This is a genomic window from Pseudomonas sp. GV085 (assembly GCF_003050925.1).
Lineage (GTDB): Bacteria > Pseudomonadota > Gammaproteobacteria > Pseudomonadales > Pseudomonadaceae > Aquipseudomonas.
Genome location: NZ_QAOV01000002.1, coordinates 183,686 through 201,946 on the forward strand (window position 1 = coordinate 183,686; position 18,261 = coordinate 201,946).

Below are 18,261 nucleotides of genomic sequence, written 5' to 3' on the forward strand. Positions count from 1 at the left end.
CTGACCGGTCTCATCTCGCATGACTTCAGTGAAAGATGTTGCACAGCTGGCCGGCGTGTCCCTGATGACGGTTTCTCGAGCGCTCAATAATCCGGAAAAACTGAGCCCTGAAACCCTTCAGCGGGTGCGTCGCGCCATTGATGAACTGCAATTCGTACCGAGCCTGTCGGCGCGCAAGATGCGCGGCGACAACCTCCAGTCGCGAACCATCGGAGTGTTCGCGCTGGACACCGCGACCACACCGTTCGCGGTCGAACTGTTGCTGTCCATCGAACAGACCGCACAGCAAGCCGGCTGGAATGTCTTTATCCTCAACCTGTTGAGCAACCCGCCCACCGACCAGAACATCGACCTGATGTTGTCGCACCGTCCCGACGGGTTGATCTTCAGCGCCATGGGGTTTCGCCAGGTGAGCATTCCCGAGCGCTTGAAGAGCAAACCCCTGGTACTCGCCAATTGCCTGGCCGATGACAGTCACCTGGTGAGTTATGTGCCAGACGACGAGTCGGGGCAGTATCGCGCCGTACATCACGCGTTGAGCCAGGGCTATCGGCGTCCTCTGTGTATCAATCTGCCCAAACAGAGTCTGGCCTGGGACCTGCGACAAAAAGGCCTGCAGCGTGCCTGTCAGGCATTCGGCCTGGCGCCTGACGCACTGCTGCAATACGACCTTTCTGATCATGATGCCTATGGTGAAACCGCAGCCATCCTCGACCGGCACATCATCGAAGGTCGTCCCCAGTTCGATGTTCTGATCTGTGGCAACGACCGCATTGCCTTTTGTGCCTATCAGCTGTTGTTGGGCCGTGGCCTGAAAATTCCCGACGATGTCGCCGTGCTCGGTTACGACAACATGATCGGTATTGCCGAGCTGTTCATCCCGCCGCTGACCACGGTGCAACTGCCGTACTACGAGATCGGTCGCAAGGCTGCCCGCCACCTGATCGAGACCCTCGACGTATCGGGAGCCCAGCCAGTTGATTGTCCATTGGTGGTTAGGGCATCGCTATGAGATTCAGTTAATTCGGTGATGCCCGAACGGGCGACTAGCCACCCTCCTCTTATGCAGCCTGTCGACGCATGGTCAGGATGGCGGCTCCGAAGCAGATGAACGTCGACCCTACCACCCGGCTGACCCACCGGGACAAATCAGGCCGCGTCAGCACGCCCTTGGCCCGGGAGGCAAGCGCGGCATACAGGCTCAGCGACGTAACCGACAACGCCATGAAGATCGAGGTGAGGATCAGGAACTGAGGCAGCAACGTCGCGCTCTGATCGATGAATTGCGGGAACAGCGCAGTGAAGAACATCGTTGCCTTAGGGTTGGTCACCGCCGTCAGGAAGGCCGACTTGTACAACTTCAAGCGAGTGGGCCTGCTCTTCTTCGAACCATCCTGCATACCTTCGGCGAGCATCGGGCTCTTTTTGAACAACTGCCTTAGCCCCAGGTAGAACAGGTAGCCGGCACCGATGATCTTCACCGCATTGAACAGCCATTCGGAACTGGCAAGCAACGCCCCCAGCCCCAGCATGGCAGCGGCCGACAGGCAGAACAGGCCACTGGCATTACCAAGGGACGACCACACTGCGCTGCGCTGTCCATGGGCCAGGCTGTTGTTGATCGCCATCAGAGTCGCAGGCCCTGGGCTCGCAATGGCAATTGCAGCGACCAGGGTAAAAGCAAGAATCGAGTGAAACTCCATTTTCAACGCTCGTAGTGGGATAGGCGTTGCATATTACAGAAGATGATCTAGCGCGGACTACCATGTGTTGGTCATGGAGTCGATTTATGGAGACCATGGCATTAATGCAGGCTCCACTGACGGCATCTGCAAAGACAGGGTTTCAAAAGGTGATCTGACCCCCTGCCCATTCACTCCTTGCTCGATTTGGGTATCGCTATACGGCTACTGGTCTTGACCTCGCGTAAAGCCAGACTGGACTGGATGGACGCAATACCTACCTGACGCCTGAGCACCTGTTCGATAAAGTCACTGTAGCTATCAAGATCCTCTGCCAACACTTGCAGCACGTAATCGGCATCCCCGGTGATCTTGTGACAGGACAACACTTCAGGCAATTGCGCAATCACCGCCTCGAAAGCGTCGGGAGCGTGATCGGCGTGGGTGGAAAAACGGATGTGCACGAACGCCATGATATCCAGCCCCAGCATTCGTCGATCAAGGTTCGCCTGATAGCCCTTGATCACGCCCGCCTCCTCCATTCTCTTACGCCGCCGCCAGCAAGGTGTCAGGCTTAACGACAAGCGCTCACTGAGCTCAGCGTTGGAAATACTCGCATCTTCTTGCAGCAATGCGAGGATTGCCAAGTCGGTATCGTCGAGACTGATGCGTTTGGATAGTTTTTTCTGCATTACGCCATTCCAGAGTAAAAACGCCCGAACAATCTAGCAAACCACGAAAACAAAGCAAAGAAAGCGCATCCCGGCCGGAACAGAATATTTGCACTGGCTCACATTAACGGATGCGCAGAATGTTTACAGTTTTCAGTGATTCCCACCGCTTGCACCACGGCACCGAATTGAAAGACGGCGTGCTCAAGCCATCGTTCGAACAGCCCAGTCGGGCCGATACCGTCCATAACCGTGTCAAGCAGGTAGGCCTTGGCCAGATCATCGAACCGCGAGCATTTGACCGGTCGTGTTACGTCAATGCGCACAGCGAGCGCTACGTCAGCTTTCTAGAAAGCGCCTGGTCAGAATGGTGCGCGACCGGACGTACGCACGATGCCCTACCGCTGGTATGGCCAGTGCGTGACCTGTCCAACGAGCAAGTCCCGACGTTCATCGACGGCAAGCTCGGTTTCTATGCCATGGACGCCGGTTCCCCGATTACCGCCACCACTTGGCAAGCGGTGAAAACCAGTGCCGACATCGCCCTCACCGGCCTGGCACTGATCGATGAAGGCCATGACAGTGCTTTTGCCCTGTGTCGACCGCCCGGCCATCACGCAGCGCGTGAATACATGGGCGGTTACTGCTATCTGAACAACGCCGCCATTGCTGCACAGCAGGCCATTACCCAAGGTGCCAAACGTGTCGCGGTACTGGACGTCGACTTTCATCACGGAAATGGCACCCAGAACATCTTCTACGAGCGTAGTGACGTCATGTTTGTCTCGCTGCACGGCGAACCGGTGGTGTCCTATCCGTACTACTCAGGTTTCCGCCATGAAGTCGGCACAGGCCAGGGCGAAGGTTACAACCTGAACTATCCGCTGCCGAAGAACACCACCTGGGAAAGTTATCGCAACGCCTTGCTCCACGCCTGCAAGAAACTTCAGCAATTTGGGCCTGAAGTGCTGGTGATTTCACTGGGCGTCGACACGTTCAAGGACGACCCCATCAGTCACTTCCTGCTGGAAAGTGAAGACTTCATCGGCATCGGCGAGCTGATCGCGAGCGTCGGCTGCCCCACCCTGTTCGTCATGGAAGGCGGCTACATGGTCGATGAAATCGGCATCAATGCAGTGAACGTGCTGCATGGCTACGAGAGCAAACGCGCCTGAGTCACCCCCTGACCCGCAGCGTTTCAACTATTGAATCGGAGAATAAAAACATGACTCTTTTTATAGACGTCGATCATGCTGCACGCCTGTTCGCCACGGTGGGAATCCGCCGGGCAATCCGCGAAATGGCCACTTATATCGAAGCGGATTATTTGCGCTGGGCGCAGTTTGATAAGTCGCCCCGTACCGCCAATCATTCGGCTGACGGTGTGATCGAGTTGATGCCCACCGACGATGGCCAACAATATTCCTTCAAATACGTGAATGGTCACCCGGGCAATGGTCAAAGCAATTTGCTGACGGTCATGGCCTTCGGCGTCCTGGCCGATGTCCACAGTGGCTATCCAACCTTGCTCAGTGAACTGACGCTGACCACAGCCGTGCGCACGGCAGCGACTTCCGCATTGGTCGCACAATCTCTGGCGCGTCCAGGTGCAAGCTCCATGGCAATCATCGGCAACGGTGCCCAGAGTGAATTTCAGGCCCTCGCCTTCCACGAAATGCTGTCCATCAAGCAAATCCGCATTTTCGATATCGATCGCGACGCTTCACTCAAGTTGAAGCAGAACCTGTCAGCATTCCCGGAAATTGAGGTGATTCTGGCCAACTCGGTACAGGAAGCGGTCAAGGGCGCGCACATCGTCACCACGGTCACCGCAGATAAAGCCTATGCAACGATTCTGACGCCCGAGATGATTGAGCCCGGCATGCATATCAACGCCGTAGGCGGTGACTGCCCAGGCAAAACCGAACTGCACGCCGACATCCTGCGCAATGCCCGGGTCATCGTTGAATTCGAACCGCAAACCCGGATTGAAGGCGATATTCAACAGCTGGAAGCCGACTCTCCCGTCGTCGAATTCTTCCGGATTGTTCAGGGCGAAGTCCCGGGCCGCGAGAACGACGCACAGGTCACCGTGTTCGATTCGGTGGGTTTTGCCCTGGAAGACTTTTCGTCACTGCGCTACGTGCATGACCTGGCGCGGGAGCATGCCATCGGTGAGCGCATCCATCTGGTGCCGACGCCTGCCAATATAAAAAACCTCTACCAGCTGCTTGATCAACCGCCAGCAATCGTCCCCTCACGCCTGCGCACAGTGAGTTGATAGCCATTGGTGATGCCCCTGAGCAAAGTGCCAAGGGGCTACTCACCGTGCGAGTGGAGGACCAACCCTGCCGCCAGCAAATCACCACCGTCAGTAGCCGTTACATCTCCAACAAGAACGCTAAACACCCACTTTTCTGCCAAAACTCAAAAACATAAAATCAAGAGGTTTTGTAATGAAATCGACTCCGTCCGAGCGGGTTGAACAGCCCGCGCTGCAGCGCACGCTCAGCAATCGTCACATTCAGTTAATGGCCATGGGAGGCGCCATCGGTACCGGTCTTTTTATGGGTTCCGGGAAGATCATCGCCCTCTCCGGCACGTCGATCATCCTCATCTATATGATCATCGGTCTGTTCGTCTACTTCGTCATGCGCGCCATGGGCGAACTGTTGCTCTCCAACTTGAACTTCAAAACCTTCGCGGATTTTGCCGGTGCCTACCTTGGCCCACGCGCAGCATTCTTTCTCGGCTGGTCATACTGGCTAAGCTGGAGCGTTGCAGTGATAGGTGATGCAGTCGTGGTGGGTGGATTTTTTCAGTATTGGTTCCCCGATGTACCCGCCTGGATACCGGCGATCGGCATGCTGATGACACTGTTCGCTTTGAACGTGCTGACTGTCAGGCTCTTTGGTGAGGTGGAGTTCTGGTTCGCGATCATCAAGATCATTGCCGTCGTCGCCCTGATTGGCGTCAGCATGGTGATGATTGCCAGCTCCTTTGTCTCACCCAGTGGCGTCACCGCATCCCTGAACCACTTGCTGGATAAACAGGCCGCCTTCCCCAACGGCTTGTTCGGTTTCTTTGCCGGGTTCCAGATGGCGATTTTCTCATTTGCGGGCACCGAGCTGATCGGCACCGCAGCCGCCGAAACGCGCTCCCCCGAAAAGACCCTGCCTAAAGCCATCAACTCGATTCCGCTGAGAATCATCCTGTTTTATGTGCTGGCACTGGCCTGCATTATTGCAGTGACTTCCTGGCAACAGGTTTCGCCCAGCAAGAGCCCCTTCGTCGAGCTGTTTCTTGTTGCAGGGTTTCCCGCAGCAGCCGGCATCGTCAACTTCGTGGTACTGACCTCCGCCGCCTCATCGGCCAACAGTGGCGTATTTTCATCCAGTCGCATGCTGTTTGGATTGGCTAATCAGGACAACGCTCCAGGGGTTTTCCGACGTCTGTCGAGCAATAGCGTGCCTCTGCTGAGCCTGGCGTTCACCACACTGTTGATGCTGGTAGGCGTGTTGTTGCTGTTCATCGTTCCAGAAGTCATGACCGCGTTCACCATCGTCTCTACCGTGTCGGCAATCCTGGTGATTTTCACCTGGTCGACCATCCTCGCGTCGTACATTGCCTATCGCAAAAAGCGACCTGATTTGCATGCGATATCGGCCTACAAGATGCCGGGCGGCGTGCCGATGGCCTGGTTTTCCTTGGGGTTTCTGGGTTTCGTTCTCTGTCTGCTGGCATTGAGACCTGACACCCGTATTGCCTTGATTGTCATGCCAGGGTGGTTCATATGGCTGGCGATTGCCTATCAGCTGACCCATGCCAGGAAACTCAAACCCGCTGCTGACCCGGCAAGTCATTACAGCTGATGTTCACCTATTGATGGTATTAATTGGCTGAAAGGCTTTTTTCCAGCACAAAACAAACGCCCCGAACATGTCGGGGCGTTTGTTGGCGCCTTCGCTAGCATCGAAGGACTCTATAGATCTCAGAAATCACCTGCATCGTTGCGTCTTCGATCGTTCCTTCATTACGGCATAAAACCCAGCCGTGATCTGCAATCGCTCGCTCGAACGCCTTGGTACAAGCGACATGTTCTTCCAGCTTATGGATCACAGTACTGCTCAGCCCACGCCGTCGTGCCGCTGCCCTCGCCCATGAAATATCAGGGGCGGTGACAACCCCGACATGCAGGTCTGGCACTTGCACGTTTCGCTCGATGTTCAACTGTAGAATCTCTGCAAACGGGACTATCCGGCGAAACGCGGCATCAGACGGGTACCAGCGATCGATCAAGATGATGCTGCCTGGTGGCTGTTTAGCCAGCACGTGCCGGGAAATCCAGGTACGGCTATCAGCAAAGCGCTCACAAACCTCCAACTCCAAATCCCGGGTGGGATTTCTGACGAGTTTGTTAACGAGGGTCATTGTTTCACCCCTATAGGGATCGCTTTTTTTCTCGCAAAGTCGGATCACCTTTTTGTTGTCTGCCCTCAGTACTTTCGTAACGGCCTCCAACAGTGTGGTTTTGCCGGCTCCCTTGGGCCCATCCAGAGAAACAAACAGCGGACGATTCATTCTTCACATAACGATTGATATACGGTTTTTTTGCCCTGTTCGTTCGCTGGAGCCGCTTGGCGCGACTATGCGAATCGAGTGGAGGGGCCTTATGAACAGACATTGATGAACACTCTAACCTGTTTCTGGCTAGCGGGTCTAAAAATCCAGAGTTACAGCCGCTTATGAACATCGGTCATCGTCCATAAATCATGTACTGAGGCAGATTCCCACTGCAGGTTCTGAGAACTAGAGTTCCCGGAAGTAATTCTCCAAAACTAGAGTACGCCGAAGGAAATCTTTGGATAAAACTGTAGGGGCTCCGAGCATTGTTTGAAAACTTCGAGATGGTCGCAGTCGTGCCCGATTACGTAGCCAAAACCATGCCGCGACAAGGCGGTCTACACAGACCCCGTTCCAATGAATCTGCCAGCCCTCGACCTCTCTATGCCATGGAGTTCCACCTTGGATAATGATCCCGGCGAACGCTGGCTACGCTCCCGATTCAGTCATTACCTCAGCGAAAAAAGTGTTTTTTCGAGCGAAACAAGTATCTTAAAAGAAGCCGCTTAAAGATTCCGACAACAATCCTGCTTGCCAAGTGGAAATCATTGCGTTTATTGCCAAACAAGAAACCCGCGACCTTAAAGCTTTCCACACAAGAAGCAGGGAAATGGTAAAGCATTAGATTGATTTTATATAACAAACAGACCATTACTCCTTCTTATTCTTGGACGCCAAACGAGGCACCCTCTAACATCGCCATTTAAAATTCAACCTTGACAGGCTACAGCGCGAACTTGCCCTTGAAAGCACTTATAGAAGAACTCATAAAGTTTCAGAAAGAAGTATTCCCGCAATGAACAGACCTTTTTAAATATCTCGCCACCACCCAAACCCCTGAAACCTTGTTTATCACCTGCTCCGACAGCCGAGTCATCCCGGAATTGCTCACACTTCGATTTTATACGTGCGCGGATCTCTATCCGCCCTCCTTTGTAACCACGATGCACCACTAACCTGGAGTGACCGTCATGGCTGAATCTGAAACTCGTCCCCCACTGCCACCATTTGATCGGGAATCTGCAATCCTCAAAGTACGGCTTGCTGAGGATGGTTGGAACACCAGGGATGCGCAGAAAGTTTCTCTTGCTTATACACCTGACACCAAATGGCGCAACCGAGTCGATTTTGCGGTGAACCGAGCTGAGGCCACAGCATTTCTGACTCGGAAATGGAACAAGGAGCTCGATTATCGATTGATCAAAGAGCTGTGGGCGTTCACCGATAATCGAATCGCCGTACGGTACGCATACGAATGGCACGATGACTCGGGGAACTGGTACCGCTCGTACGGAAACGAGAACTGGGAATTCGCTGAAAATGGGCTGATGGCTCACCGCTTTGCCTGCATCAATGACATGCCAATCAAAGAGTCGGAGCGAAAGTTCCGTTGGCCGATAGGCCGGCGCCCTGACGATCACCCAGGTCTTTCCGAACTGGGACTCTGATGAGCGGTGCACGACAACCGATACGGCGAAAGAGGAAGTGAATAGGGTCAAGTTATTGGTTGTCTATCATTCGATGTATGGCCACATCGGTTGAGTGTGGCGATGCGCATCAATGGACAAAGGGCGGCGGCGCCTTATGTTGGCCGCACATGATGATCAATATGCTCGCACCGCGTGCCAGCCATCTGGAGGCAGCATGAAACACCTTGGTGTTTTAACCGTAACTGTCGGACTTTCACTATTCGGCGCAGGCGTAGCACTCGCTGACGAGGTGCTCTCACAAACCGGCGACACGACTGCGGGCGCCACATTTGGCGCAGGTACCGGGGTATTGGTCGGCGGTGCAGCTGGTGGACCGATAGGCGCGTTGATCGGAGCAGGAGTCGGATTGCTTGGAGGACGTGAAGTCCAGAAGGTTAGTGGACTGGAGGAACGTGCATACATAGTCCGCAATAGCAGCACAGGCAAAGAGCAGGTAGTGCGCTCTCCGCGTGAAGAGTTTGCTGTTGGCCAACAGGTAAACGTCAAAGGCTTACGACTCCATGCCGTTACCCCCTAGAAAAATCTGTAGAGCCCGCCACTCGCGGGCTCTATTTTTCAAATGACACTTCACACTTGCACCTCGTTGGCCAGATCGAGGTGCAGACCTCACGCCCCCCACCTCTGCTCTAACAGCGTTGCCAATGCCTTTGGCAAATCGCCCAGCCAATCCCGGAATGGCCGGACCGCAATCGATTCAGGATCAACTTCATGAGATTGAGTGGCCCAGACCACATCGAAACGGGCGAGGATTTCAATCATGTCGCTGCGCTTATAGGCATTCTGAGTGGCTGCCAGCGCAAGGTCGCGGAAGGCTTGTTCGACTGCGCCAGGCCATAACACCGCACCTACGGTACTCGGACCGGATCCATGCTGATGGATTCGGTGCGCAACTCCAGGGGCGAGTTTTATAGCGTTGCCTTCTTGAAGTAACGCTATCCGTTGTCGACCGGCACGAATATCCAGTTCGCCCTTGAGTGCCACCACCAGCTTTGTTTCCTGACGATGCATCAACGGTAGGTTGTGAGCATTCAAGGGCAATACAAATCGCATGGCTGTGCCCGCCCCGCCAATGCTCGCCTGAGCCACATCTATCCATACCGGGTAGCCGTCAGGAATCAGCAGTATGGCCTCTGAGTTTTCAACGTTCATGAGCGCTCCGACCGCATCTATAGGATGAGCGGCCGATGTCGCCCAAATTACAAATCCAGCACAAGGGGGGCGTCGCCCTCCTTGGCTTGTGCAGGAACCGCGCAGCAAATAAGCACCTCCCCTTCGGCCGGCATCTCAGCCGGCAGATTCAGATAATGCACTTGCCCACTGACCAGTCTGGTTCGGCACGTTCCGCAGGATCCACCCCGACAGCTAAAGTCCGGATTCAGGCCACGGCTTTCAGCCAGCTCTAATAAACTCCCGCCACCAGGTTCCCAACGGGCTTCTTTAGATGATCCTGCAAACAACACTTTGACCGGGATACTTGCTGCCGGCACCTGCTCGACTGCTGGAGTCAGTTGATCCCGCTGACGCACCAAAGTCGAAGGGCCAAAAGTCTCCGCGTGAATACGATCATCGCCAATGCGCAACTCGCGCAAGCCGTCGTATAGCGCTTGAGTAAATGGTCCTGGTCCGCACAGGTAAAAATCATAATCGTCCAAGGGCAACAACGCCTTGAGTAGCTCAACGTCGATGCGTCCTGCCATCTCATAGTGCTCACCTACACGAGCATGAGTCTCCGGTTGACTGAGTACTCGTAATGCACGGATTTTATCTTTGGTGCGAACCGCCAGCTCGTACAACTCATCGCGAAACCCCAGCTCGGCCAAAGTGCGTGCACTTTGAATGAACCAGGTAGGACGTGTGCGCCGGATACGCTCTCCTTGATAGATCACCTCACGGAGCATCGAGAGCATCGGCGTTACTCCAACACCTGCGGCCAACAGTACCAACGGTCGATACTCATCGGCCTGAACGGTAAATCGCCCTTGTGGCGCGCGGGCTTCGATCAGATCCCCTACTTTTACCCGGTCATGCAAATGCGACGAGACCACTCCATCACGCTTGACGCTGATGCGGAAAAAACTGTCGGAGGGTGCGCCCGATAGACTGTAGGTTCTAACCAGGGGGGCCTCTCCTGCGGTCACGCAAATACGCACCGGCAAGTGTTGACCCGCCTCAAAGCCCGGCAATCCTGCGCCATCATCAGGTTCAAAGTAGAAGGATCGAATTGAGCTGCTTTCATCAACAATGCGGGTAACCCGTAATTGCCGCCATTTGTCGCGTAAGGCATCAGCCTGCAATCGTCCCGCGGCCTGCTCCCAACTACCTGTCATCAGACTGTTGGGTGAAAAACCCTCAAACTGCCAACGTAGAGCCAAAACCGCGTGGCGTCGAACCACCTGTTCAACGGTCAGCGTCCAATGCCGCTCGGCCCCTTGGAATGCCGCGATTTCCGGGCTATCGAGAATGATTTCGGTGCGTCCGGCAACTTGCAATACATCACCCGATTCGAAGTCGATAAATACCAACCCCGCACGTGGATTGAGCAGGAGGTTACCCAAGGTATTGAAGTGCAGGTTGCCGGCAAAATCAGGAATCGTCAGCACGTTGCCTTCAATTCTGACGAAACCTGGATTTCCCCCACGGTGCGACACATCCACCGAACGTTTACCGTCCTGATCCAGGTAACTGGCGACAAAAAAGGTATCGGCTTTTTGGATCGTTGCCTTTGCGTCCTCATCGAGTTCATTGAGGTGCTCAGCTACGGAGTTTGATGAGGTGTGACCGAGGCTTACGGGTTCAACACTACGCAATTGAATGTATTGGGGGCAGTTACCGAAACTGTGCACCACAGTAATGGCACAACCGCCAGAGGAGGCAGTTGAGACATTACCGTTCATACGATTACGCCTTCGAGTCTTCAGATCGATACCGAGCAAACCTACGGCTGCTCCGTTTTGTAGTGCCGGCCTGACGGGATCACCGTCCGCGGGTAGACAGTCGATTTGCAACACCCGCGGTTCGGGAGAATGTGCGAACCCCGGGGGGCCTTCAACGAGTGTCGCCCAAGGGGTGCCCTGCTCATCGACGGCACCCAAAATCAAATAAGGGAGTTGGCTGTAAAACAGTCGGTGCTGATCTGGCATGTAATCACGCACGACTCTGCGCCCATTTGCCTCCATGACCTCTGCGACACCAACAGTTTCCTGTAATTGCCGCTCACCTGCATGCCAGGGTGATTCCCCCAGCCCGTCAATCTGACTCATGATCACCTCTACGCATTCACATTCTTAAACCAGTGTATTTCGCTCACTTTTAAACGAGAGTACAGATTCAGGGGGGCGAATCAGGGGACTTGCGGTGTCTCAAACCAATCTTGAGACGGCGTTGAAAAGCGCATTTTCTTACGGATATGAGCCGCATTTTCTGCACCGGTCAGTTGCTCCAACAACAAAAAAGCGACTTCGGTGGCGGTGCCTGGCCCGCTCGATGTGATGATGTTGCCATCGACGATCAAAGGACGGTCAACGAAGTAAGCACCCGTTTCGAGCAATTGGTTTTTGCGCTTGCCGCCTTCCTGGTGGTACGTCGTAGCATTTTTTCCTCGTAGCACTCCGGCGACACCCAAGCACACAGAAGACACACAGACACTGGCCACTGGTTTGCCGGCCTGGACAAAGTGGCGAATGGTATCCAGAAAGGGTTCGCTTAAAGCTTCCTCGTAAAAACCTGCTGGCTCAAAACCACCGGGCAAGGCCAATGCGTCGAAGCTGCTCACATCCACTTCACCCAGAAGAAAACCAGGACTCAGATTAAGTCCGAAGGTCGTCACGATATTTCTACGAAGGCCGGCGTTGACCAACTCAATAGAGACATCACCGAGTAAGTTGGCCCAGCCAAGCACATCAGTAAAGGCGGCCATTTCGAGTGGCTCAACACCATTGGCGAGCAACATGAGTACGCGTTTCATCAGGAAAAAGACTCCGCTGTCTGGTGTGTGTATCAATTGAGTGTGTGAACGCATGCTCCGCTTTAACCGCTGTTCAGAGAACGTCCAAAAAATGCAATCCACTGTTACGCTCTATGAAATGCCCGTGCTGAGGTTTGTATCCTTCTGTAGCCAGAGCGAGATGAGACACACTGCAATGCGTATCACCGGGTGATCAGACACATGCAGGACACAGCATCGATTTCAAATGGGGCCTGTCGTTTCACTCTTCCTCTCCCCCCAAGGAACACCCGATGAACAAGTTATTCGCAGGTCTTGCTCTCGCCACAGCAATGTTCAGCGCAACTGCTGCGCTGGCTGCCCCGGTCAAACCTACTGTTGTGCTTGTGCACGGGGCATTTGCCGACTCCAGCAGCTGGAATGGCGTGGTCAGGATTCTGGAAAAAGATGGCTACCCGGTGATCGCTGCTTCAAATCCGCTTCGCACGCTCAAGGGCGATGCTCAGTCGGTAGCTGATGTGCTGAAAAGTGTAAAAACACCTGTCGTACTGGTCGGACACTCCTATGGTGGCGGGGTGATCAGCGAAGCCGCCTCCGGTAATGCCAACGTCAAGGCGCTGGTTTATGTCGCAGCATTTGCACCTGAAGCAGGTGAATCCAGCGCGGATTTGGCTGGTCGCTTCCCAGGCAACACCCTGGGTCCAACCCTCGCGCCCCCGGTTGAACTGGCTGACGGTGGAAAAGATCTGTACATCCAGCAGGACAAGTTCCACGATCAGTTCGCAGCCGACGTATCAAACGCCGACGCCAGGTTAATGGCCGCTACCCAGCGCCCTGTGACTGTAGCGGCGCTCAATGAGGCATCGAGCGAGCCAGCCTGGAAAACTGTTCCGTCGTATTTCGTTTACGGTGACAAAGACAAGAACATTCCTGCACAAGCCCTGGCGTTCATGGCTGAGCGGGCGCATTCCCAAAAGACCGTTGTGGTCAAAGGAGCGTCCCACGTTGTGATGGTGTCCAATCCGAAAGCCGTTGCCCGCCTGATTGAAACGGCAGCCACCGCCAGGTAATCAAAGGAAGCGGTCGCACATACCGCGACCGCTTAACGAATTCAGAGATCATCTGGCCGCATTGCCGGATGCTCGCGCAGGCCCTCGACGATAAAGTCGACAAAGCTGCGTACCCGCATCGACGCTTTGCGTCCCTCGCGGTACACCACATGCACTGGCAGCGCTGGCAACTCATAGGGTTGTAAAACCCGTCGCAATTGCCCTCTATTCAAATAGTCGTACAACGGATAGCTAAGGCAGCGCATTAGTCCTGCACCGTGGGCTGTCGCATCAATAGTCGCCTGTACGGTGGCACAACTGAGCCGCGTGCGTGCTTTGATGGGGTTCAATTCACCTTCCTGATGAAAGTCCCACTGAACCTTGTCCCGATAAGCCTGCGTGGCAACCAACCGATGATGCTTCAGATCCTCAGGTGTTTGTGGCTCACCTTGAGTCGCAAGGTAACCAGGGCTGCCACAAACGATAGAACGTACATGGCCGACGGGACGCGCGATCAATGACGAATTTGGCAGGTTGCCAATCAGTACCGCTACGTCCAGTCCCTCATCATTCATATTCGGAAATCGATCGTGGTATTGGGCGAATACCCTGACCTGCGGATACATGCTCATATAATTTGCCAACATCGATGTCATGACATAGCGACTGAAAAGCAATGGCAGCAGCACTTTCAGATTGCCTTGAGCCTCGACATGCAGACCTTTGGCAGATGCCTCAGCCTCCTCGACCCCCTTGAGAATGCGCGAGCAATCGGCCATAAAAGCTGCCCCTGCGTCAGTCAGGGCTACCCCTCGAGTACTGCGTACCAATAAGGGAACGCCTAGACGTGCTTCCAATCTCGCGATGGCGCGAACGACCGTGGGACCGGATACATCCAGGCGACGTGCTGCTGAGGCGAGACTCGGATGCTCAGACAGCGCTTCGAACATCTGCATCTCATGAAATCGATCCATCACTCTGCACTCTTCACAACAGGTTTGAGAGCAGCATCCTGGCCCAATCGATCCGCGAGAAAATCGACAAAGGTGCGTACCTTCGCGGGCACTCGATTGCTTTTCTGGTACACCACCTGAATCGGTAACGCTGGCGGCTCAAACTCCTGAAGCACCACTTCCAACGCTCCGCTAGCAACATGGCCAGCGACTTGATAGGACAAAACGCGAGTAAGTCCCCAGCCTAAACATGCAATATTAATGGCGGCCTGATTTGCGGTAACGACCAGACGTGGTTCAAAACGGAAGCTCAACGCGTTGCCATCATTCACGAACTGCCAATCGCTCAAGAGATGACTTGCGGACGACATGACTATGTTGGCCGTACTCAGCTCCCCAGGGTGCCGTGGCTTACCGTACTGTTCAAAGTAAGCCGGTGCAGCACATATCACCTGTCGTACCTCACCCACCTTGATGGCGTGCTGATTGTTCTCATGCAGATGGCCGATGCGTATTGCCACATCGATTCCTTCGTCTGCCATGCTCACGACACGGTCGACCAGCAAAGCATTGAGATGCACCGAGGGGAATTGGTCTAGATACTCAGCCAACAACGGTGCGATGTACAACTCACCGAACATGACCGGAGCGGTCACTGTCAGATACCCGCACGGTATGGAAAAGCTACCGGCAGCGGCCTCCTCCGCTTCATCGACCTCGCTCAATATCCGTCGACAATCTTCCAGATAGCGTTGACCGGCTTCAGTGAGGTGCAAGCTTCGGGTGGTTCGAGACAGGAGTTGTGTGCCGATTCGCTCTTCCATCGCGGCGATGGCACGGGTCACGCTTGGAGGGGATATGTTCAGTCGACGGGCGGCTGCGGCAAACCCTTCTTCATCCGCCACAGCCATAAAAATCTGCATTTCATGAAAGCGATCCATGGGCGAACCTTTCTCGATGAAAGAACGGCAAGGTATCTGACCGTATAAGCGCACTGACTCAATCTGCCAGTATTCTCGGCAGACAGCGACTTTCGCACGTTATGTCTCTGACGGGTATTGCAAAAATACCCATTCGAGGAAAAGAGTTGCGAAACGAAATAGAACAGAGGCTACCGGAATAAGCTCGGCAGCCCCTCAGGATTGATTCAAGCCTCTTGCAAACCCTTCGCTGTACGTTGCATGCCAACGAAATGTGGCAGTGCTTCGATGCTGCTCAGCCAGGCACGGACATTCGGGTAGTCGGTGAGTGCGACATTGCCTTCCGGCGCATGGGATACGTAGGTGTAAGCGGCAACATCAGCGATAGTTGGCTTATCGCCAGCCAGAAACTTGCTCTGCCCCAGCTCCTCTTCCATGACTTTAAGCAAGCCATGAGAACGATTGATGGCATCTTCGGCGTCATAACCGGCACCAAACACGGTGATCAACCGAGCAGTGGCAGGGCCGGAATTTATCTGACCTGCGGCCGCCGACAGCCAGCGTTGAACCTTGGCTTGATCTACGGGATCGCTTGGCAGCCATTGCCCTTTACCGTATTTGGCCGCGAGATAAACCAGAATTGCGTTGGAGTCCGCCAGGACGGTGCCGTTGTCATCGATCACCGGCACCTGCCCAAACCTGTTGCGAGCCAAAAATTCAGGGGTTTTGTGCGCGCCTTTCATCAAGTCTACGAATACAAGTTCGGTTGGTAATCCAAGCAGGGACAGCATCAATTCGACACGGTGAGCGTGACCGGACAACGGGTGACGATAAAGTTTGATCGCTTGCTGGGACATGACGTACTCCGACTGTTGTTTGAGTTCGACCCGGTGATCGCGTCGATGGGGGTATCTTCCCCTCTCCTCACAAACACAGGAATTACCAGCATTTACAATCCAGCATTCCGCCAGCTGAAATGATGAATGCCCGTTTACTGAATGACCTGTTTTTACCGGTCCACTAGTGGACAAGTCACCCCCGGTCTTGGCATGCGGGTCCGTATCAGTAAGCGCCGGTGTTCTGTCGGCATTGTTTCACCCAGCACAATTAAGTCGTTACATCCCTGCCCATTCTCTAATCCTCCCTTGATGGCGAGACTGACGCGAGAAGCAACTGACCGTTTCCGGTCATTGCAGCGTTCTCCATCTTGGGAGTCATCACATGATTGATTTCAATCTCTCCAGCATAAACAGCACCTGGCCGGACTATTCGGTCATGTCGCAGAGCGAGTACGAAAGCGGCTTTCTGCTGCCCCAACTGATGGGAGCACTGGCCAACGATGCCAGATTTGCAACTTTGAATAATTGCTCTCGGCAGACGTGCAGCAGCGGCTTTTTCCCGAAGCTGCGCACCTCGCTTAAACGTGCACTGAAGCTTCGTTGACTTGCCCATTAATGATTTTGGATAGCCAGGGGCTGTTCACTCCTTTTAGAGAAATGAAATGACCTACGACTTTGATTTGTTTGTAATTGGTGCGGGTTCCGGTGGTGTACGAGCAGTACGTTTTGCCGCAGGGTTTGGTGCCAAAGTGGCTGTTGCCGAAAGTCGCTACCTCGGAGGTACGTGCGTCAACGTAGGTTGTGTGCCGAAAAAGCTTTTGGTCTACGGCTCGCACTTTGCCGATGACTTCGAACAGGCCGAGGGTTTTGGCTGGACCGCCGGCAAAGCACAATTCGACTGGGAAAAGTTGATTGCCAACAAGAACCGCGAGATCGAGCGACTCAACGGCATCTACCGCAAGCTGCTGATCAACAGCGGCGTGACGTTGCTAGAAGGTCACGCACGCCTGACCGATCCCAACCACGTCGAAGTCAATGGGCGGATCTTCAGTGCCGAACGCATTTTGATTGCTACTGGCGGCTGGCCGCAAATTCCGGATATCCCTGGTCGCGAGCACGCCATTACCTCGAACGAAGCGTTCTTTCTCAAGCAACTGCCTAAGCGCGTTCTGGTTGTCGGTGGTGGCTATATCGCCGTTGAGTTTGCCGGGATCTTCAATGGTCTGGGCGCTGACACGCGTCTGCTGTATCGCGGCGATCTGTTCTTGCGTGGATTTGATAATTCTGTCCGCACGCATCTGGTGGAAGAACTGACCAAGCGCGGACTGCAATTGGACTTCAACGCAGACATCGCTCGTATCGACAAGCAGCCAGACGGGAGCTTACTGGCGACACTTGAGGATGGGCGTCAGCTTGAAGCCGATAGTATTTTCTACGCGACTGGCCGGCGGCCGATGCTCGACAATCTGGGTTTGGAAAACACCCGCGTTGAACTCAACGAGAAAGGCTACGTTGTGGTAAACGACAACTTCGAAACCCACGAACCATCGATCCTGGCGTTGGGTGATGTGATTGGTCGAGTTCAGTTGACCCCGGTAGCTACGGCCGAGGGTATGGCAGTCGCTCGTCGTCTGTTCAAACCCGAGCAATACCGTCCAGTGGATTATCGGCACATTCCTACCGCAGTATTCAGCCAGCCCAACATCGGCACGGTCGGTTTAACCGAGGAACAGGCGCTGGAGAATGGCCACAAAGTGACAGTCTTCGAGAGCCGCTTCAAGCCGATGAAGCTTACCCTCACGCAATCATCCGAGCAGACGCTGATGAAGCTGGTGGTGGATGCTCGTACTGATCGAGTATTGGGCGTGCACATGGTCGGTCCGGATGCCGGGGACATCATTCAGGGGCTTGCTATTGCTCTGAAGGCGGGTGCCACCAAGCGCCTGTTCGATGAAACCATCGGTGTGCATCCCACTTCGGCAGAAGAGTTTGTGACCTTGCGGACACCTGTCGCTGGCAGATGACGGTGGTCGGCAAATCGGGTAGCTTCTCCGACACTCCAACTGCCGGAGAACAGCTATCTCAGCTTGA

At 54.5% G+C, this 18,261-nt stretch carries 18 protein-coding genes and 1 pseudogene; 10 read left to right on the plus strand and 9 right to left on the minus strand.

Annotation, left to right across the window (positions count from 1 at the left end; translation table 11 throughout):
• Positions 1-19: 19 nt before the first annotated feature.
• Positions 20-1,012: a LacI family DNA-binding transcriptional regulator gene (locus C8K63_RS04690; protein ID WP_108215633.1), complete on the plus strand. Its 993-nt coding sequence runs from the start codon at positions 20-22 to the stop codon at positions 1,010-1,012.
• 49 nt (positions 1,013-1,061) lie between these two features.
• On the opposite strand, the gene C8K63_RS04695 is transcribed toward C8K63_RS04690, so the two are convergent.
• Both C8K63_RS04695 and C8K63_RS04700 read right to left on the minus strand, forming a co-directional pair.
• Entirely contained in the window at positions 1,062-1,703 is a 642-nt protein-coding gene (locus C8K63_RS04695; RefSeq protein WP_108215634.1) for a LysE family translocator, read from the minus strand.
• Positions 1,704-1,873: 170 nt separating this feature from the next.
• Positions 1,874-2,374, minus strand: coding sequence for an Lrp/AsnC family transcriptional regulator (locus tag C8K63_RS04700; protein ID WP_056724899.1), 501 nt, complete (start codon positions 2,372-2,374; stop codon positions 1,874-1,876).
• A gap of 119 nt (positions 2,375-2,493) precedes the next feature.
• Here C8K63_RS04700 and C8K63_RS04705 point away from each other — a divergent pair, with 119 nt between their 5' ends.
• From C8K63_RS04705 to C8K63_RS04715, 3 genes are all read left to right on the plus strand, one after another.
• Positions 2,494-3,528: a histone deacetylase family protein gene (locus tag C8K63_RS04705; RefSeq protein WP_108215635.1), complete on the plus strand. Its 1,035-nt coding sequence runs from the start codon at positions 2,494-2,496 to the stop codon at positions 3,526-3,528.
• A 50-nt stretch (positions 3,529-3,578) separates the two neighbouring features.
• Positions 3,579-4,634 carry an ornithine cyclodeaminase gene (locus tag C8K63_RS04710; protein WP_108215636.1) on the plus strand — a complete coding sequence of 352 codons (1,056 nt, stop codon included), beginning with the start codon at positions 3,579-3,581 and terminating at the stop codon, positions 4,632-4,634.
• Positions 4,635-4,809: 175 nt separating this feature from the next.
• Complete coding sequence (locus C8K63_RS04715; RefSeq protein ID WP_108215637.1) at positions 4,810-6,225, plus strand: amino acid permease; 1,416 nt, start codon at positions 4,810-4,812, stop codon at positions 6,223-6,225.
• Between the two features lie 94 nt (positions 6,226-6,319).
• On the opposite strand, the gene C8K63_RS04720 is transcribed toward C8K63_RS04715, so the two are convergent.
• Positions 6,320-6,934 (minus strand): dTMP kinase, encoded by a 615-nt coding sequence (locus tag C8K63_RS04720; protein WP_108215638.1) that lies wholly within the window; start codon positions 6,932-6,934, stop codon positions 6,320-6,322.
• Between the two features lie 785 nt (positions 6,935-7,719).
• On the opposite strand from C8K63_RS04720, the pseudogene C8K63_RS30720 reads away from it, so the two are divergent.
• From C8K63_RS30720 to C8K63_RS04735, 3 genes and pseudogenes are all read left to right on the plus strand, one after another.
• Positions 7,720-7,869, plus strand: a pseudogene (locus tag C8K63_RS30720) (carbonic anhydrase); the annotation flags it as partial.
• A gap of 78 nt (positions 7,870-7,947) precedes the next feature.
• Complete coding sequence (locus tag C8K63_RS04730; RefSeq protein ID WP_108215639.1) at positions 7,948-8,424, plus strand: nuclear transport factor 2 family protein; 477 nt, start codon at positions 7,948-7,950, stop codon at positions 8,422-8,424.
• 196 nt (positions 8,425-8,620) lie between these two features.
• Entirely contained in the window at positions 8,621-8,983 is a 363-nt protein-coding gene (locus C8K63_RS04735) for a hypothetical protein (RefSeq protein WP_108215640.1), read from the plus strand.
• An 89-nt stretch (positions 8,984-9,072) separates the two neighbouring features.
• Here C8K63_RS04735 and C8K63_RS04740 read toward each other — a convergent pair whose 3' ends face one another.
• The 3 genes from C8K63_RS04740 to C8K63_RS04750 all read right to left on the minus strand — a co-directional run bounded on the left by C8K63_RS04740 (position 9,073) and on the right by C8K63_RS04750 (position 12,430).
• A complete protein-coding gene (locus C8K63_RS04740; protein WP_108215641.1) occupies positions 9,073-9,615 on the minus strand; it encodes a hypothetical protein in 543 nt (180 codons plus the stop codon).
• Positions 9,616-9,662: 47 nt separating this feature from the next.
• The gene (locus C8K63_RS04745; protein ID WP_108216064.1) at positions 9,663-11,708 is read right to left on the minus strand and encodes a pyridoxamine 5'-phosphate oxidase family protein; all 2,046 of its coding nucleotides are present in this window, start codon (positions 11,706-11,708) and stop codon (positions 9,663-9,665) included.
• Positions 11,709-11,806: 98 nt separating this feature from the next.
• Positions 11,807-12,430 carry a DJ-1/PfpI family protein gene (locus C8K63_RS04750; RefSeq protein WP_108216065.1) on the minus strand — a complete coding sequence of 208 codons (624 nt, stop codon included), beginning with the start codon at positions 12,428-12,430 and terminating at the stop codon, positions 11,807-11,809.
• 272 nt (positions 12,431-12,702) lie between these two features.
• Here C8K63_RS04750 and C8K63_RS04755 point away from each other — a divergent pair, with 272 nt between their 5' ends.
• Positions 12,703-13,479: an alpha/beta fold hydrolase gene (locus tag C8K63_RS04755; protein WP_108215642.1), complete on the plus strand. Its 777-nt coding sequence runs from the start codon at positions 12,703-12,705 to the stop codon at positions 13,477-13,479.
• Between the two features lie 41 nt (positions 13,480-13,520).
• On the opposite strand, the gene C8K63_RS04760 is transcribed toward C8K63_RS04755, so the two are convergent.
• The 3 genes from C8K63_RS04760 to C8K63_RS04770 all read right to left on the minus strand — a co-directional run bounded on the left by C8K63_RS04760 (position 13,521) and on the right by C8K63_RS04770 (position 16,188).
• Positions 13,521-14,432, minus strand: a complete 912-nt coding sequence (locus C8K63_RS04760; RefSeq protein WP_108215643.1) for a LysR family transcriptional regulator — start codon at positions 14,430-14,432, stop codon at positions 13,521-13,523.
• On the minus strand, positions 14,432-15,352 hold the full coding sequence (locus C8K63_RS04765) for a LysR family transcriptional regulator (RefSeq protein WP_108215644.1): 921 nt from the start codon (positions 15,350-15,352) through the stop codon (positions 14,432-14,434). The genes C8K63_RS04760 and C8K63_RS04765 overlap by 1 nt, the downstream gene beginning before the upstream one ends.
• A gap of 206 nt (positions 15,353-15,558) precedes the next feature.
• Positions 15,559-16,188, minus strand: coding sequence for a glutathione S-transferase family protein (locus C8K63_RS04770; protein ID WP_108215645.1), 630 nt, complete (start codon positions 16,186-16,188; stop codon positions 15,559-15,561).
• 364 nt (positions 16,189-16,552) lie between these two features.
• Here C8K63_RS04770 and C8K63_RS04775 point away from each other — a divergent pair, with 364 nt between their 5' ends.
• Together C8K63_RS04775 and gorA are read left to right on the plus strand one after the other, a co-directional pair.
• Complete coding sequence (locus C8K63_RS04775; RefSeq protein WP_108215646.1) at positions 16,553-16,774, plus strand: hypothetical protein; 222 nt, start codon at positions 16,553-16,555, stop codon at positions 16,772-16,774.
• Positions 16,775-16,832: 58 nt separating this feature from the next.
• The gene (gorA, locus tag C8K63_RS04780; RefSeq protein WP_108215647.1) at positions 16,833-18,194 is read left to right on the plus strand and encodes a glutathione-disulfide reductase; all 1,362 of its coding nucleotides are present in this window, start codon (positions 16,833-16,835) and stop codon (positions 18,192-18,194) included.
• Positions 18,195-18,261: the final 67 nt, after the last annotated feature.

Coding starts and splice junctions, on each gene's coding strand:
- C8K63_RS04750 (WP_108216065.1), bottom strand. CDS start 12,430: ATGAAACGCGTACTCATGTTGCTCGCCAATGGTGTTGAGCCACTCGAA.
- C8K63_RS04765 (WP_108215644.1), bottom strand. CDS start 15,352: ATGGATCGCTTTCATGAAATGCAGATTTTTATGGCTGTGGCGGATGAA.
- C8K63_RS04710 (WP_108215636.1), top strand. CDS start 3,579: ATGACTCTTTTTATAGACGTCGATCATGCTGCACGCCTGTTCGCCACG.
- C8K63_RS04755 (WP_108215642.1), top strand. CDS start 12,703: ATGAACAAGTTATTCGCAGGTCTTGCTCTCGCCACAGCAATGTTCAGC.
- C8K63_RS04695 (WP_108215634.1), bottom strand. CDS start 1,703: ATGGAGTTTCACTCGATTCTTGCTTTTACCCTGGTCGCTGCAATTGCC.
- C8K63_RS04690 (WP_108215633.1), top strand. CDS start 20: ATGACTTCAGTGAAAGATGTTGCACAGCTGGCCGGCGTGTCCCTGATG.
- C8K63_RS04740 (WP_108215641.1), bottom strand. CDS start 9,615: ATGAACGTTGAAAACTCAGAGGCCATACTGCTGATTCCTGACGGCTAC.
- C8K63_RS04730 (WP_108215639.1), top strand. CDS start 7,948: ATGGCTGAATCTGAAACTCGTCCCCCACTGCCACCATTTGATCGGGAA.
- C8K63_RS04775 (WP_108215646.1), top strand. CDS start 16,553: ATGATTGATTTCAATCTCTCCAGCATAAACAGCACCTGGCCGGACTAT.
- gorA (WP_108215647.1), top strand. CDS start 16,833: ATGACCTACGACTTTGATTTGTTTGTAATTGGTGCGGGTTCCGGTGGT.
- C8K63_RS04700 (WP_056724899.1), bottom strand. CDS start 2,374: ATGCAGAAAAAACTATCCAAACGCATCAGTCTCGACGATACCGACTTG.
- C8K63_RS04735 (WP_108215640.1), top strand. CDS start 8,621: ATGAAACACCTTGGTGTTTTAACCGTAACTGTCGGACTTTCACTATTC.
- C8K63_RS04705 (WP_108215635.1), top strand. CDS start 2,494: ATGTTTACAGTTTTCAGTGATTCCCACCGCTTGCACCACGGCACCGAA.
- C8K63_RS04715 (WP_108215637.1), top strand. CDS start 4,810: ATGAAATCGACTCCGTCCGAGCGGGTTGAACAGCCCGCGCTGCAGCGC.
- C8K63_RS04770 (WP_108215645.1), bottom strand. CDS start 16,188: ATGTCCCAGCAAGCGATCAAACTTTATCGTCACCCGTTGTCCGGTCAC.
- C8K63_RS04760 (WP_108215643.1), bottom strand. CDS start 14,432: ATGGATCGATTTCATGAGATGCAGATGTTCGAAGCGCTGTCTGAGCAT.
- C8K63_RS04720 (WP_108215638.1), bottom strand. CDS start 6,934: ATGAATCGTCCGCTGTTTGTTTCTCTGGATGGGCCCAAGGGAGCCGGC.